Consider the following 14311-nt stretch of genomic DNA (forward strand, 5'->3'; position numbering starts at 1 on the left):
GGGCCCCGGCGCCCTGGTCAGTCCCGGGGGATCAGGGTGAGGAGCGTGGCCTCCGGCGGGCAGGCGAAGCGGACCGGGGTGTACCGGTTGGTGCCGCAGCCCGCCGAGACGTGGAGGTACGAGCGGTGGCCGCCCGCGCGGTGGGTGGAGAGGCCCTTCACGCGGCGGGTGTCGATGTCGCAGTTGGTGACGAGCGCGCCGTAGAAGGGGACACACAGCTGGCCGCCGTGGGTGTGGCCGGCCAGGATCAGGGGGTAGCCGTCGGCCGTGAAGGCGTCCAGGACCCGCAGGTAGGGGGCGTGCACCACGGCCATCGAGAAGTCGGCGCCCTCCTGGGGGCCGCCCGTCACGCGGTCGTAGCGGTCCCGCTTGATGTGCGGGTCGTCGAGGCCGGTCAGGGCGATCTCCCGGCCGTCGATCTTGAGCGTGCCGCGGGTGTTGGTGAGGTTGATCCACCCGGCGGCGTCGAAGCCGTCGCGCAGGTCCTCCCACGGGTTGTGGATCACGCCGACGGCCGGGGCGTTGCCGTTCAGGCCGTGCCGGCCCGTCGCCCGCTCCATCAGGTAGCGGGCGGGGTTGCGCAGCTTGGGGCCGTAGTAGTCGTTCGAGCCGAAGACGTACGCGCCGGGGAAGCGCATCAGCGGGCCGAGCGCGTCCAGGGTCTCCGGGACGCCCTGGGGGTCGGAGAGGTTGTCGCCCGTGTTGATCACGAAGTCGGGGCGCAGCCCCGCCAGCGACTGGAGCCAGCGCTGCTTCTTGCGCTGGCCGCCGACCATGTGGATGTCGGAGACGTGGAGCACCCGCAGCGGCCGCATGCCCTGCGGCAGCACGGGCACGGTGACCCGTCGCAGCCGGAAGGACCGGACCTCGAAGCCGGCGGCGTAGGCCAGGCCGGCCGCGCCGACCGCCGTGATTCCCAGGGGTACTCCGTATCGCGCACGCATGCCCCCATCGTCGCAGACCGGTGGGGGTGTGCGGTCACCGGCAAGGGCGCGCAAGGGAGTTGCGTGCGCCCCTGCCCGTGGCCGGCCCGACCCCTGCCCGCCTCCTGCCCGTCTCCGGCCCGTGCACGTCCGGAGCGGCACGGCGGGTGCGGCCGTTAATGCCGCGCACGCGCCCGGGCGGGATGCGAAGATTGCGCCATGACCACGCTGAAGGCCAAGCTCCACGACGACCTCACGACCGCCATCAAGGCGCGCGACGAGCTGCGCTCGTCCACCCTGCGCCTCACCCTCTCCGCGATCTCCTACGAGGAGACGGCGGGCAAGGCGGCCCGTGAGCTCAGCGACGACGAGGTCCTGAAGGTGCTCACGCGTGAGGCGAAGAAGCGCCGCGAGGCCGCGGAGGCGTTCGACAAGGGCGGCCGTCCCGACCAGGCCGAGCGCGAGCGTGCCGAGGGCGAGATCCTCGCCGCGTACCTGCCGGCCCAGCTGTCGGACGAGGAGCTGGCGGCGATCGTCGCCGAGGCCGTCGCGGAGGCGAAGGCCGGCGGTGCGGAGGGGCCCAAGGCCATGGGCGCCGTCATGAAGATCGTGAACCCGAAGGTCGCCGGTCGCGCCGAGGGCTCCCGCGTGGCCGCCGAGGTCAAGCGCCTGCTCGCCGGCTGACCCGCCCCCCGGCGTACAGCCGCCAGAAAAGCAGCAGGGCGCCCGGACCGTCGTCGGTCCGGGCGCCCTGCTGCTTTTCGTCTTCTCGTTGTCGCGCTCTACTGGGTCCCGCCGAAGAAGCCGCCCAGGAAGCCGTTGTTCCCCGAGTCCGGCTTGTTTCCCGGATCCGGCTTGTCCCCCTGCTGCGCGCCCGGGGGCTGGACGACGTTGCCCGGCTTCCCCGCGCCGCCGCGGCCGCCGCCCGGCTTGCCGTTGCCGGGCTTGTTGCGGCCGGAGCCCGGCTTGCCGGCCTTGTCGCCGTCCCCGCCCTTGGAGCCGCCGACGGGCACCGTGTCGAAGGAGGGCGCCTCCCTGCCGTCCAGTGCGCCGTTCATCGCGTCGCGCCAGATGGGGCCGGGGGTGTCGGCGCCGTAGACCTTGTCGTGGTAGACGCCGCCGATGGTGATGTTCTCCATCTCCACCTTGTTGCCGGGGCCGCCGACCCAGACGGCGCCGGCCATGTTCGGCGTGTAGCCGACGAACCAGGCGGCGCGGCGCTCGTCCGTCGTACCGGTCTTGCCCGCGCTGTCCCGGCCGGACAGGCCGGCCTCCTTGCCCGTGCCGTCCTCGACCACGCCCTGGAGCAGCGTGTTGACCGTGTCGGCAGTCTGCTCCGACATCGCCCGCGAGCACTTGCTCTTGGGGACGCGCAGCGCCTTGCCGTTCGGGTCGGTGGCCGACTCGACGAGGACGGGGGTGCAGTACGTGCCCTTGTTGGCGAACGTCGCGTAGGCGGAGGCCATGGTCAGCGGGGACATGCCGTCCGCGCCGCCGAGGGTGAGGGCGGGCACTTCCTGCAGCTTGCCGCCGTCGGCCGGCTTGATGCCCATCTTGGCGGCCATCTTCACCACCGGGCACAGGCCGATGTCCTCGACCAGCTGCACGAAGTAGGTGTTGACCGACTTGGCGGTCGCCTCCTTCATGCCGTAGGGGCCGACCTCGCTCCGGTTCTCGTTGCTGACGGTCTCCGCGCCGCCGTTCTTCCACGGCTTGCCGCACGTGTCGACCTGGCCGGGGTACGGCATGCGGTACGGCGAGGAGTACGTCTTGTAGGGCGAGGTGCCCTCCTCCAGGGCGGCCGCGGCGACGATCGGCTTGAACGTCGAGCCGACCTGGAAGCCGTAGGTCGAGCCGCCCATGGACTTGTCGGCGGAGAGGTTGATCTGCGTCTGGTGGTCACCGAAGCCGTACGGGCGCGACTGGCCCATGCCGAGGACCTTGCCGCTGCCGGGCTGCACGATGGTGACGGCGGTGGCGACCGGGTCGCTCTGGTAGACGTGATCGGTGATCGACTTCTGTATGGACTTCTGCGTCTGCGGGTCCAGCGTGGTGCGGATCGTCAGGCCGCCCTGGTTCCAGCGCTTGGCCCGCGCCTCCTTCGTCTTGCCGAAGACCGGGTCGTTGAGGAAGACGCTGCGGACGTAGTCGCAGAAGAAGCCGGCGCCGTTGACGGCGGTGATGCAGCCGCTCTTGGGGCGGCTGACGTTCAGCTTCAGGGGCTTGGCCTGCTCGGCGGCGGCCTCGGCCGGGGTGATGTGCTTCAGCTCGGCCATGCGCTGCAGCACGGTGTTGCGCCGCTTGGTGGCTTCCTTGGGCGCGTTCACCGGGTCGTAGCGGCTGGGCGACTGGACCAGGCCGGCGAGCATGGCGGACTCGCCGAGGGTGAGGTCCTTGGCGTGTTTGCTGAAGTAGCGCTGCGAGGCGGCCTCGACGCCGTACGCCTGCTGCCCGAAAAACGTGATGTTCAGATAGTTGTTGAGGATGCGCTTCTTGCCCAGCTCCTTCTCGACCTGGATGGCGTATTTGAGCTCCTTGACCTTCCGGCCGAGGGTCTGCTGGGTGGCCACGGCGACCTTGTCGGGGTCGTCGCCGGCCTCCTCCACGAAGACGTTCTTGACGTACTGCTGGGTGAGGGTCGAGGCGCCCTCGGAGACGCCGCCCGATTGCGCGTTCTTGTTGACCGCGCGCAGGACGCCCTTCAGGTCGACCGCACCGTGCTGGTAGTAGCGGGAGTCCTCGATGTCGACGATCGCCGTGCGCAGGTACGGGGAGATCTCCTCGAGCGGGACCACGGTGCGGTCGCGCGAGTAGACCTTGGCGATCTCGCCGCCCTCGGCGTCGAGGATCGTGGTGCGCTGGCTCAGCGGCGGCGTCTTGAGGTTGGTGGGGATCTCGTCGAACCCCTCGACCGAGCCCTTGGCGGCCAGGCCGAACGCGCCTATGCCCGGCAGGGCCAGCCCCGCCAGGACCACTCCGGAGAGCACGCTGACGCCGAGGAACTTCGCGGCCTGCTGGGTCACGGATGGACCTCGGCCCGAGCGCTTCATAGCCATGGAGCGAAGCCTACGTCCCCATTCGGCGGACAAGCGCAGGTGTGTTCGCCTACCCTGTTTCACGCCAGTCACGGCGATGTTCTCCCGCATCACCTCTGGCATCACTCTTGTGAGTGATGAGAGCTGACCGTCTTGTGGCATATGTCAGCGACTGCCCGTCAGTCGCGCGTCAGCTCGCGGGCGGAGGGTCCCCCTGTGTGGGGAAAGGTCGCCGATGTCGCCAGCTCACTCCGTTGGGTGATCTGCCGCGTACGCATAGTCCGTTCGGGCCATCCAAGATTGGGCCCGAAGGGGGTGTTGCCCCCTGTCCGCCTTCCGTAACGTCCTCAACTGGCAACGGTGAATATGCCGCTGCCGCCGTGGGGGAGCCTCGATTCGGGAGAGGACGGCGCCAGCATGGGCTGGGTAACCGACTGGAGTGCGCAGGCCGCCTGCCGCACGACCGATCCGGACGAACTGTTCGTTCAGGGCGCAGCGCAGAACAGGGCCAAGGCCGTCTGCACCGGCTGCCCGGTGCGGACCGAGTGCCTCGCCGACGCGTTGGACAACCGCGTCGAGTTCGGGGTGTGGGGCGGGATGACCGAGCGCGAGCGCCGGGCGCTGCTGCGGCGCCGGCCCACGGTCACCTCGTGGCGCAGGCTGCTGGAGACCGCGCGTACGGAGTACGAGCGCGGCGCCGGCCTCCTGCCGCTGGGCAGCCCCGGGTACGACGAGTACGCGGCCGTGGGCTAGGAACGCCACGCCGCCACCGCTGTTCTGTCGCGCCTGCCCCGCCTGCGCCTGCGCCTGTCGCGGTGGGCATCGCGGTACCGCGGTACCGCGCGCCCGGCTGCTCCTCCGCCGCGCACCCGGCCGTACGCCCGGCCCGCACGCCCCGTTGCCGCGCCGCGCGCCCCATGGCCGTACCAGCGCGCGACCGTCGCACCGCACACAACTGCACCGCTCGCGACCGCCGCACCGCACACGGCCGTACCCGTACCCGTGCCCGTACCGTCACCGCTCACGGCCGTGCCGGCGCGTCCTCGTCCGTCTCCCGGGCGCTGCCCGCGCCCGCACGGTCGGCGAGCCGCTCGCCGATCGCCCTGAGCCCCGCCAGGTCGTGCACGTCGCCGGGGAGCGCCGCCACCTCGGCCACCGGGACCTCCGGGTGCAGCGCGGTGAAGCGGTCGCGCGTGCGTCGCTCGCGGGCCAGCACCTGCATCCGCTCGGCGTGCAGACGCAGCAGCCCGGCGGCCAGCCGCGCGGCCGGCGCGTCGGCCGGCGCGGACTGGTGCTGCTGGTCCGTGGTGTCCGTGGTGGTGACCGTCGACGCAACCCCTGCGGCAACTCCTGAAGACGCGGGCTGGGGGAAGCCGCTCTCGGGAGAGGACAGGTCGGTGGGAGCGAGGGTGCCAGGGTCGTCAACGGTACGTGAGGCAGCTTGCCCGCCGACGCGATCCACAATGCCGTCGCCGTCAAGATTTTCTACGGCCGCCAGGGCGCGTTCCGCCGAGAGCCGCGCCGCTCCGCTGGTGTGCACCCGGTTCAGTACGAGGCCGGCCAGCGGCATGCGCTCGGCCGCCAGCCGCTCGACGAAGTACGCCGCCTCCCGCAGCGCGTCCCGCTCCGGGGCGGCCACGACGAGGAAGGCGGTGCCGGGGTCCTGGAGCAGACGGTAGGTGGCGTCGGCGCGCGTACGGAAACCGCCGAACATGGTGTCCATCGCCGCGACGAAGGTCTGTACGTCGCGCAGGAGCTGGGCCCCCATCAGTTTGTTCAGGGGGCCGCTCATCACCGACATGCCGACGCCCAGGAACTTCATTCCCGCGCGGCCGCCGAGCTTGGCCGGCGCCATGAGCACCTTGATGAACGTGCCGTCCAGGAAGGAGCCCAGCCGGTTCGGTGCGTCCAGGAAGTCGAGCGCCGAGCGGCTGGGTGGGGTGTCGACGACGATCAGGTCCCACTCGTCGCGGGCGCGCAGCTGCCCCAGCTTCTCCATCGCCATGTACTCCTGCGTGCCGGCGAAACCGGCGGAGAGCGACTGGTAGAAGGGGTTCTCCAGGATGGCGCGGGCGCGGTCCTTGTCGGCGTGCGCCTCGACGATCTCGTCGAAGGTGCGCTTCATGTCGAGCATCATGGCGAACAGCTCGCCACCGGCCGACCCGTCGATGCCGGGCACCCGCCGGGGTATGTTGTCCAGCTCGTCGATGCCCATGGACTGGGCGAGCCGGCGGGCCGGGTCGATGGTCAGGACCACGACCCTGCGGCCGCGCTCGGCGGCCCGCAGCCCCAGCGCCGCGGCCGTCGTGGTCTTGCCGACGCCGCCCGAACCGCAGCACACCACGATGCGGGTGCGCGGGTTGTCCAGGACGCCGTCCACGTCGAGCGGTTCGGTCATCGAGTCCAGGGTCACCCGGTCACTCCTCGCACTCCTCGGTCCTCGGTCGTTCCCGTCATGCTGCTGTGCCCGTCATGCGGTGCCCGTCATGCCCTGGCGCCGCAGCTCGCGGGCCATGCGGTAGAGGCCCGCCAGGTCCACGCCGTCGCCGAGCAGGTGCAGTTCGTAGGCGGGCAGGCCCAGCCGGGCCACGTCGGCGCGGCCCCGGCGCTCCAGCGCCAGCCGCTCCGTGTGCTCGCGCGCCTCCTCCAGCAGGGGTGCGACGAGCGCCTCGACGCGTCCCGTGCGCCCCGCATCGGCGCTCCCGCCGGCGCCCGTGCGCTCCAGGGCGCCCGCCAGGGCGCGTTCCACCTCCGCGCGCCGGTGGCCGGCAGCGGCCTCCACGGCAGCCTCGTCCAGGACGGGGGGCCGCACCATGTTGACGACCACCGCCCCCACCGGCAGGCCCGCCGCGCGCAGTTCGGCGATGCCGTCCGCCGTCTCCTGGACCGGCATCTCCTCCAGCAGCGTCACGAAGTGCACCGCCGTCTCCGGCGACTTGAGCACCCGCATGACGGCCTGCGCCTGGTTGTGGATCGGCCCGATCCGCGCCAGCCCCGCCACCTCGTCGTTGACGTTGAGGAAGCGCGTGACGCGGCCCGTGGGCGGCGCGTCCATGACCACGTAGTCGTAGACGTAGCGGCCGGTGCGGTCCTTGCGGCGCACCGCCTCGCACGCCTTGCCGGTCAGCAGGACGTCGCGCAGACCGGGCGCGATGGTGGTGGCGAAGTCGATGGCGCCGAGCTTCTTCAGCGCCCGGCCCGCGCTGCCCAGCTTGTAGAACATGTGCAGGTAGTCGAGGAGGGCGCGCTCGGCGTCGATGGCCAGGGCGTGGACCTCGCCGCCGCCCGGCGCCACGGCGATCTTCCGCTCCTCGTACGGCAGGGCCTCCGTCTCGAAGAGCTGGGCGATGCCCTGTCTGCCCTCGACCTCGACCAGCAGAGCGCGCTTCCCCCCGGAGGCGAGGGCGAGCGCGAGGGCCGCGGCGACGGTGGTCTTGCCCGTACCGCCCTTGCCACTGACGACGTGGAGCCTGCTCATGCTGCTCATGATGGGGAGACTAACCAGTCGCCGTACGGGCTACGCACGAGGCTGCCGGTGCGAGGCATTACAGTCGGGCCATGACCAAGTGGGAGTACGCGACTGTGCCGCTGCTGGTGCACGCGACCAAGCAGATTCTGGACACCTGGGGCGAGGACGGCTGGGAGCTCGTCCAGGTGGTGCCCGGCCCGAACCCCGAGCAGCTCGTGGCCTACCTCAAGCGGGCGAAGCAGTGAGCGGCTCGGTCGAGGCCAGGCTGGCCGAGCTCGGGCTGGAGCTGCCCGAGGTCGTGCCGCCGCTGGCCGCCTACCAGCCGGCCGTCCGCACCGGCGCCTACGTGCACACCGCCGGCCAGCTGCCCATGGTCAAGGGCTCCATCCCGGTGACCGGCAAGGTCGGTGCCGAGGTCAGCCCCGAGCAGGCCAAGGAGATGGCGGCCACCTGCGCGCTGAACGCGCTGGCCGCCGTGAAGTCCGTCGTCGGCGACCTCGACCGCATCGTGCGCGTCGTGAAGGTCGTGGGCTTCGTCGCCTCCGCCCCCGACTTCACCGGCCAGCCGGGCGTCCTCAACGGCGCCTCCGAGCTGCTCGGCGAGGTGCTGGGCGACAAGGGCGTGCACGCCCGCTCCGCCGTGGGCGTGGCCGTGCTGCCGCTCGACGCGCCGGTCGAGGTCGAGCTCCTGGTGGAGGTCGGCGACTGACCACCGGCGACTGACCACCGGTACCGAGGGGGGTCGGGCGGCACGCGCGCGTGCCGCCCGACCCCCCTCGGTCACACCGGGAACCTCTCGAACATCCGCGCGTGAGCGCATAGCATCCGGCCATGTCGACTTCGCACGGCCGCCGGACCGGTCAGTGGTTCCCGCCGGAGTGGCCCGACCTGATCAGGGCGATGGCGCGCGGTGAACTGCGCCCCGTGGCGCCGCGCCGCGCGGCCACCGTCCTGCTGCTGCGCGCCGCCCCCAAGGAGGGGACGGGCGCGGGCGGCGGGATCGCCGTCCACATGCTGCGCAGACGCGCCTCCATGGCCTTCGCCGGAGGCGCGTACGCGTATCCGGGCGGCTCCGTGGACCCGCGCGACGAACGGAACGTGCCGTGGGCCGGCCCGTCCCGCGCCGAGTGGGCCGAGCGACTGGGGACGGACGCGGCGGCCGCCCAGGCCATCGTCTGCGCCGCCGTCCGCGAGACGTTCGAGGAGGCCGGGGTCCTGCTGGCCGGGCCCACGCCGGACACGGTCGTCGCGGACACGACGGGCGACGACTGGGAGGCCGACCGTGCCGCGCTCGTCAGCCGCGAGCTGGCGTTCGCCGACTTCCTGGAGCGCCGCGGCCTGCTGCTGCGCAGCGACCTGCTGGGCGCGTGGGCGCGCTGGATCACGCCGGAGTTCGAGCCGCGCCGCTACGACACCTGGTTCTTCGTGGCCGCGCTGCCGGAGGGGCAGCGCACCCGCAACGCCTCCACGGAGGCCGACCGCACGGTGTGGACGGCCCCCGCGGACGCCGTGGCCGGCTACGAGCGGGGCGACCTGCTGATGATGCCCCCGACGATCGCCACCCTCCGCTCCCTGCTGCCCTACGGCGAGCCGGGCGCCGTCCTGGCCGCCGCCGCGGCGCGGGACCTCACGCCCGTCCTGGCGCGGGCGCGGCTGGAGGGCGAGGAGGTCGTGCTGAGCTGGCCGGGGCACGATGAATTCACCAGGCGCATCGCCGACACCGCACGCGCCGCCACGACCGAGCCCCCGGCAGCCGGGGGACCAGGACGCACAGGGCCGGGCATCACAGGACCGGGCCACACGGGACACAGGGGAGCCGACGCATGACCTCCGCGACCGAACTGCCCGGGCAGCCGCGCACCGGCCCCATCGGCGGCCCCGCGACGCCGCGCGCCACCTGTGTGCTCGCCCCCAACCCGTCCGCCATGACGCTGGACGGCACCAACACCTGGATCCTCGCCGAGCCGGACTCCTCCCTCGCCGTCGTGGTCGACCCCGGACCCCTGGACGAGGGGCACCTGGCCAAGGTGGTCGCCACCGCCGAGGCGGCGGGCAAGCGCGTCGCGCTGACCCTGCTCACCCACGGCCACCCGGACCACTCGGCGGGAGCCGCCCGTTTTGCCGAACTCACGGGCACGCGCGTGCGCGCGCTGGACCCGGCGCTACGGCTGGGCGGTGAGGGCCTGGGCGTGGGCGACGTGATCACCATGGGCGGGCTGGAACTCCATGTGGTCGCCACCCCCGGCCACACCGGCGACTCGCTCTGCTTCCACCTGCCCGCGGACCGGGCCGTCCTGACCGGCGACACGGTCCTGGGGCGCGGCACGACGGTCGTCGCGCACCCGGAGGGCCGGCTGGGCGACTATCTCGACTCGCTGCGCCGCCTGCGGTCCCTTGCGGTGGACGAGGGCGTGACGACGGTGCTGCCGGGCCACGGCCCCGTGCTGGACGACGCCCGGGGCGCCGTCGAGTACTACCTGGCGCACCGCGCGAAGCGGCTGGCGCAGGTGGAGACGGCGGTGGAGAACGGTCACCGCACGGCGGCGGAGGTCGTGGCCGCCGTCTACGCGGACGTGGACCGCGCGCTGTGGCCGGCGGCGGAGCTGTCGGTGCGGGCGCAGCTGGACTACCTGGAGGGGCACGGGCTGATCTGAGGCCGGGCCGGGCGCCGCGCACGGCGCCCGGAGCGGCGCAGGGGATCGTGAGACGGGCGCGCAGGAACGCGTACGACTCGTACGCGCGCCCCGCCCCGCCCCGGCCCCCTACGGCCCTATGGCAAAGGGCCCCGCGGGGCGCGACGTAAGGACGTCGCGCCCCGCAGGGCCCCTTGTGCCTGCTGTGGTGCGGCGCGGAGTGCCGCTCAGCGGGAGCGCTTGGCGAGGCGCTCCACGTCGAGGAGGATCACCGCGCGGGCCTCCAGACGGAGCCAGCCGCGGCCGGCGAAGTCCGCGAGGGCCTTGTTGACGGTCTCGCGGGAGGCGCCGACGAGCTGCGCGAGCTCCTCCTGCGTGAGGTCGTGCACGACGTGGATGCCCTCCTCGGACTGCACGCCGAAGCGGCGCGACAGGTCCAGCAGGGCCTTGGCGACACGGCCGGGGACGTCCGAGAAGACCAGGTCGGACATCGAGTCGTTGGTGCGGCGCAGACGGCGGGCGACGGCGCGCAGCAGGGCCGTGGCCACCTCCGGGCGGGCGTTCAGCCAGGGCTGGAGGTCGCCGTGGCCGAGGCCGAGCAGCTTGACCTCGGTGAGGGCGGTGGCGGTGGCGGTGCGCGGTCCCGGGTCGAAGAGGGACAGCTCGCCGATGAGCTCGCCGGGGCCGAGGACCGCCAGCATGTTCTCGCGGCCGTCGGGCGAGGTGCGGTGGAGCTTCACCTTGCCCTCGGTCACCACGTAGAGGCGGTCGCCCGGGTCGCCTTCGTGGAACAGGGCGTCGCCCCTCGCGAGCGTGACCTCGCCCATCGAGGCGCGCAGCTCGGCGGCCTGCTCGTCATCGAGCGCCGCGAAGAGCGGGGCGCGCCGCAGAACGTCGTCCACGAGTTCTCTCCTTGTCGACATGCACAGAGGACCGTGGTCCCCATGATGCCCGTCGGTAAAACTGTGTGATCAAACACAAGTGTGGCGCATCGTCCGCGGAACCCCTACGGCAGGGGTCCGATTGGGCTGTGGTTTTCCCGCGGCCGGGGCGGATGTCGGTGCCGGGCCGTAGTCTTGCCGGGTGTCCAATAGGCCGGTGAGAGCGCAGGGCAAGGGGGCCGGAAGGGTGACTCCGTCTCGCGATTCCGCTGTGGGCGAACGGCCCGTGGCGAAGAGGGCAAATGCCGCGAAGGGGTCCGGATCGTCGGCTGCCGGGGCAGGCGCCCCGGCCGCGAAGGGCGCCCGCGAGGAGTCCAGAACGGCGCTCGTGCGCCGTGCGCGCCGGATCAACCGGGAGCTCGCCGAGCTCTACCCGTACGCCCACCCCGAGCTGGACTTCGAGAACCCGTTCCAGCTGCTCGTGGCCACCGTCCTGTCCGCCCAGACCACCGACCTGCGGGTGAACCAGACGACACCGGCGCTGTTCGCCGCGTACCCCACGCCGGAGGACATGGCGGCGGCCGACCCCGAGACGCTGGAGCAGATCATCCGGCCGACCGGCTTCTTCCGCGCCAAGGCCCGTTCCCTGATCGGCCTGTCCACGGCGCTGCGCGACCGGTTCGGCGGCGAGGTGCCCCGCCGCGTGGAGGACATGGTCACGCTCCCCGGCGTGGGCCGGAAGACCGCGAACGTGGTCCTGGGCAACGCCTACGGCGTCCCGGGCGTCACGGTCGACACGCACTTCGGCCGTCTGGTGCGGCGCTGGAGGTGGACGGACGCCACCGAGCCCGAGAAGATCGAGGCCGAGGTCTGCGCGCTCTTCCCCAAGAGCGAGTGGACGATGCTCTCGCACCGGGTGATATTCCACGGCCGCCGCGTCTGCCACTCCCGCAGGCCCGCCTGCGGCGCCTGTGCCATCGCCCCGCTCTGCCCGTCCTTCGGGGAGGGCGAGACCGACCCGGAGAAGGCGAAGAAGCTGCTGAAGTACGAGCTGGCGGGGAAGCCGGGCCAGCGGCTCAAGCCGCCGCCGGACTTCCCTGGCCCGGCCGCGCCGCCGCTGGGAGACGTGTGACGGGCCGCGCGCCGGACCGCCGCGCACGCGCCCGCGTGCGGGCCGAGGACGACCGGGGGAGAAGCATGAGGAGCGGCACCACCAGCGGCACCACCAGTGACATGACCCGCGACCTGGCCGACGACACGGCCCGCGACCTGGCCGGCGGCACGACCCGCGACCTGGCCGACGACACGGCCCGCGACACGGCCCGCGACACGGCCCGCGACACGGCCGGCGACGCGACCCGCGACACGCCCCGTACGGCCGGTGCGAGCCGTACGGAGAGCCCCGAGGGCGCCCCCGTCCAGGTCACCGACCAGGGCCTCCCAGAATGGCTCGAACCCGTCGCCCGTGCCGCGCGGACCGTCCAGCCGCACCAGCTCAGCCGCTTCCTGCCGCCCGAGAGCGGCGGCCGGCAGTCGGCCGTGCTCGTCCTCTTCGGCGAGGGCGAGCAGGGCCCCGAGCTGCTCCTCCTGGAGCGGGCCGGCACCCTGCGCTCGCACGCCGGCCAGCCGTCGTTCCCCGGTGGCGCCCTCGACCCGGAGGACGGCGACCCGGACGGCGACGGCCCCGTACGGGCCGCCCTGCGCGAGGCCCGCGAGGAGACCGGGCTCGACCCGTCCGGCGTGCAGGTCTTCGGCGTGCTGCCGCGGCTGTACATCCCCGTCAGCGGCTTCGTCGTCACCCCCGTCCTGGGGTGGTGGCGCGAGCCCAGCCCCGTCGCGCCGGTCTCGCCGCAGGAGACGGCCCGGGTCTTCACCGTCCCGGTCGCCCACCTCACCGACCCGCGGTACCGCGCGATGGCGATCCACCCGAGCGGCCACCGCGGCCCCGCCTTCCGCGTCGGCCCGGCGCTCGTCTGGGGCTTCACCGCGGGCGTGATCGACCGCATCCTGCACTACGCCGGCTGGGAGCGGCCTTGGGACCGGGAGCGGGAGGTCCCCCTCGACGCGCGCTCCTGACGGCATGAGACGGTGGCCCCTCCCCGCGGGGCCGTGACGGCGACGACTGCAAGGCGAGGCATCTTTTCGGTGAACGTGCTGGACATCGTGCTGCTGGTCGCCGCCGTGTGGTTCGCCGTGCTCGGCTACCGCCAGGGCTTCGTCGTGGGCGTGCTCTCCGTGACCGGCTTCCTCGGCGGCGGCCTGGCCGCCCTCTACGGGCTGCCGATCCTGTGGGACAACGTGACGGACGGCAGCGAGCCCGGCGGCCTCGCGGCCATCGGCGCGGTGGCCGTCGTGATCCTCTGCGCGTCGGTCGGCCAGGCGGCCACCACCCACCTCGGCAACAAGCTGCGCCGGCACATCACCTGGTCCCCTGCCCGCGCCCTGGACGCCACCGGCGGCGCCCTGGTCAACGTCATGGCGATGCTGCTGGTCGCGTGGCTGATCGGCGCGCTGCTGGCCAACGCCTCGCTGACGTCCGTCGGCAAGGAGGTGCGCAGCTCCAAGGTGCTGCTGGGGGTCACGGCCGTCCTGCCGGAGGAGGCCAGGAACCGGACCTGGTTCACGGGCTTCACCAAGGTGCTGGCGCAGAACGGCCTGCCGCAGGTCTTCGCGCCGTTCTCGGCCGAGCCCATCACGCCCGTGCCGCCGCCCGACCCGGAGCTGGCCGGCAGCCCCGTCACGGAGGCCGCCCGGCACAGCATCGTCAAGGTCGTCGGCAATGCCCCCAGCTGCGGGAAGGTGCTGGAGGGCACCGGTTTCGCGTTCGCGCCGCACCGGGTGATGACCAACGCCCACGTCGTCGGCGGGGTCGACGAGCCGACCGTGCAGGTGGGCGGCGAGGGGCGGGCCTACGAGGCGAAGGTCGTGCTCTACGACTGGAAGCGCGACATCGCCGTGCTCGACGTGCCCGCGCTGAAGGCCCCGCCGCTGCGGTTCGCCGAGGACGACGCGCGGAGCGGGAAGGACGCCATCGTGGCGGGCTTCCCGGAGAACGGCTCGTACGACGTGCGGGCCGCGCGCGTCCGCAGCCGGGTGCAGGCGGGCGGGCCCGACATCTACCACCGCGGCAACGTGCGCCGCGACGTGTACTCGCTCTACGCCACCGTCCGGCAGGGCAACTCCGGCGGCCCGCTGCTGACGCCCGACGGCGAGGTCTACGGGGTGGTGTTCGCCAAGTCCCTCGACGACCCCGACACGGGGTATGCGCTGACGGCCGCCGAGGTGCGTGGGGACGCCGTGGAGGGCCGTACGGCCTCGGCGCGGGTCAACACCCAGAGCTGCGCCCTGTAAGGCCCCCAGGGGGCCTACA

Annotated in this window: 14 protein-coding genes; 9 read left to right on the forward strand and 5 right to left on the reverse strand. The window is 72.9% G+C overall.

The window, feature by feature from the left end:
- Nucleotides 1-17 precede the first annotated feature (17 nt).
- Nucleotides 18-944: a metallophosphoesterase gene (locus tag IE305_RS24780; protein ID WP_190131960.1), complete on the reverse strand. Its 927-nt coding sequence runs from the start codon at nucleotides 942-944 to the stop codon at nucleotides 18-20.
- 198 nt (nucleotides 945-1142) lie between these two features.
- Between IE305_RS24780 and IE305_RS24785 the strand changes: the two genes are divergently transcribed.
- Nucleotides 1143-1607 (forward strand): GatB/YqeY domain-containing protein, encoded by a 465-nt coding sequence (locus IE305_RS24785; protein WP_190131961.1) that lies wholly within the window; start codon nucleotides 1143-1145, stop codon nucleotides 1605-1607.
- 98 nt (nucleotides 1608-1705) lie between these two features.
- Here the strand turns inward: IE305_RS24785 and IE305_RS24790 are convergent, their stop codons facing one another.
- Complete coding sequence (locus IE305_RS24790; protein ID WP_190131962.1) at nucleotides 1706-3979, reverse strand: transglycosylase domain-containing protein; 2274 nt, start codon at nucleotides 3977-3979, stop codon at nucleotides 1706-1708.
- A gap of 396 nt (nucleotides 3980-4375) precedes the next feature.
- On the opposite strand from IE305_RS24790, the gene IE305_RS24795 reads away from it, so the two are divergent.
- The gene (locus IE305_RS24795) at nucleotides 4376-4711 is read left to right on the forward strand and encodes a WhiB family transcriptional regulator (RefSeq protein ID WP_190131963.1); all 336 of its coding nucleotides are present in this window, start codon (nucleotides 4376-4378) and stop codon (nucleotides 4709-4711) included.
- 268 nt (nucleotides 4712-4979) lie between these two features.
- Here the strand turns inward: IE305_RS24795 and bagB are convergent, their stop codons facing one another.
- Entirely contained in the window at nucleotides 4980-6356 is a 1377-nt protein-coding gene (gene bagB, locus IE305_RS24800; protein ID WP_190131964.1) for an ATPase BagB, read from the reverse strand.
- 72 nt (nucleotides 6357-6428) lie between these two features.
- On the reverse strand, nucleotides 6429-7436 hold the full coding sequence (gene bagA / locus IE305_RS24805; protein ID WP_190131965.1) for an ATPase BagA: 1008 nt from the start codon (nucleotides 7434-7436) through the stop codon (nucleotides 6429-6431).
- A gap of 80 nt (nucleotides 7437-7516) precedes the next feature.
- On the opposite strand from bagA, the gene sp36 reads away from it, so the two are divergent.
- The 4 genes from sp36 (at nucleotide 7517) to IE305_RS24825 (ending at nucleotide 10081) form a co-directional block, all read left to right on the forward strand.
- Nucleotides 7517-7672 (forward strand): Sp36 family protein, encoded by a 156-nt coding sequence (gene sp36, locus IE305_RS24810; RefSeq protein WP_143650014.1) that lies wholly within the window; start codon nucleotides 7517-7519, stop codon nucleotides 7670-7672.
- A complete protein-coding gene (locus IE305_RS24815; RefSeq protein ID WP_190131966.1) occupies nucleotides 7669-8136 on the forward strand; it encodes a RidA family protein in 468 nt (155 codons plus the stop codon). Before sp36 ends, IE305_RS24815 begins: the two co-directional genes overlap by 4 nt.
- A 122-nt stretch (nucleotides 8137-8258) precedes the next feature.
- Entirely contained in the window at nucleotides 8259-9254 is a 996-nt protein-coding gene (locus tag IE305_RS24820; RefSeq protein ID WP_190131967.1) for an NUDIX hydrolase, read from the forward strand.
- Nucleotides 9251-10081, forward strand: coding sequence for an MBL fold metallo-hydrolase (locus IE305_RS24825; protein ID WP_190131968.1), 831 nt, complete (start codon nucleotides 9251-9253; stop codon nucleotides 10079-10081). Before IE305_RS24820 ends, IE305_RS24825 begins: the two co-directional genes overlap by 4 nt.
- Nucleotides 10082-10287: 206 nt before the next feature.
- Here IE305_RS24825 and IE305_RS24830 read toward each other — a convergent pair whose 3' ends face one another.
- The gene (locus IE305_RS24830; protein ID WP_004939715.1) at nucleotides 10288-10962 is read right to left on the reverse strand and encodes a Crp/Fnr family transcriptional regulator; all 675 of its coding nucleotides are present in this window, start codon (nucleotides 10960-10962) and stop codon (nucleotides 10288-10290) included.
- Nucleotides 10963-11212: 250 nt separating this feature from the next.
- On the opposite strand from IE305_RS24830, the gene nth reads away from it, so the two are divergent.
- The 3 genes from nth (at nucleotide 11213) to IE305_RS24845 (ending at nucleotide 14292) form a co-directional block, all read left to right on the forward strand.
- Nucleotides 11213-12073, forward strand: coding sequence for an endonuclease III (nth, locus tag IE305_RS24835; protein ID WP_373311739.1), 861 nt, complete (start codon nucleotides 11213-11215; stop codon nucleotides 12071-12073).
- 65 nt (nucleotides 12074-12138) lie between these two features.
- Entirely contained in the window at nucleotides 12139-13017 is an 879-nt protein-coding gene (locus IE305_RS24840) for an NUDIX hydrolase (RefSeq protein ID WP_373311740.1), read from the forward strand.
- Between the two features lie 69 nt (nucleotides 13018-13086).
- A complete protein-coding gene (locus tag IE305_RS24845; protein WP_190131970.1) occupies nucleotides 13087-14292 on the forward strand; it encodes a MarP family serine protease in 1206 nt (401 codons plus the stop codon).
- Nucleotides 14293-14311: the final 19 nt, after the last annotated feature.

The organism is Streptomyces mashuensis (genome assembly GCF_014654785.1).
Taxonomy (GTDB): Bacteria; Actinomycetota; Actinomycetes; order Streptomycetales; family Streptomycetaceae; genus Streptomyces; species Streptomyces mashuensis.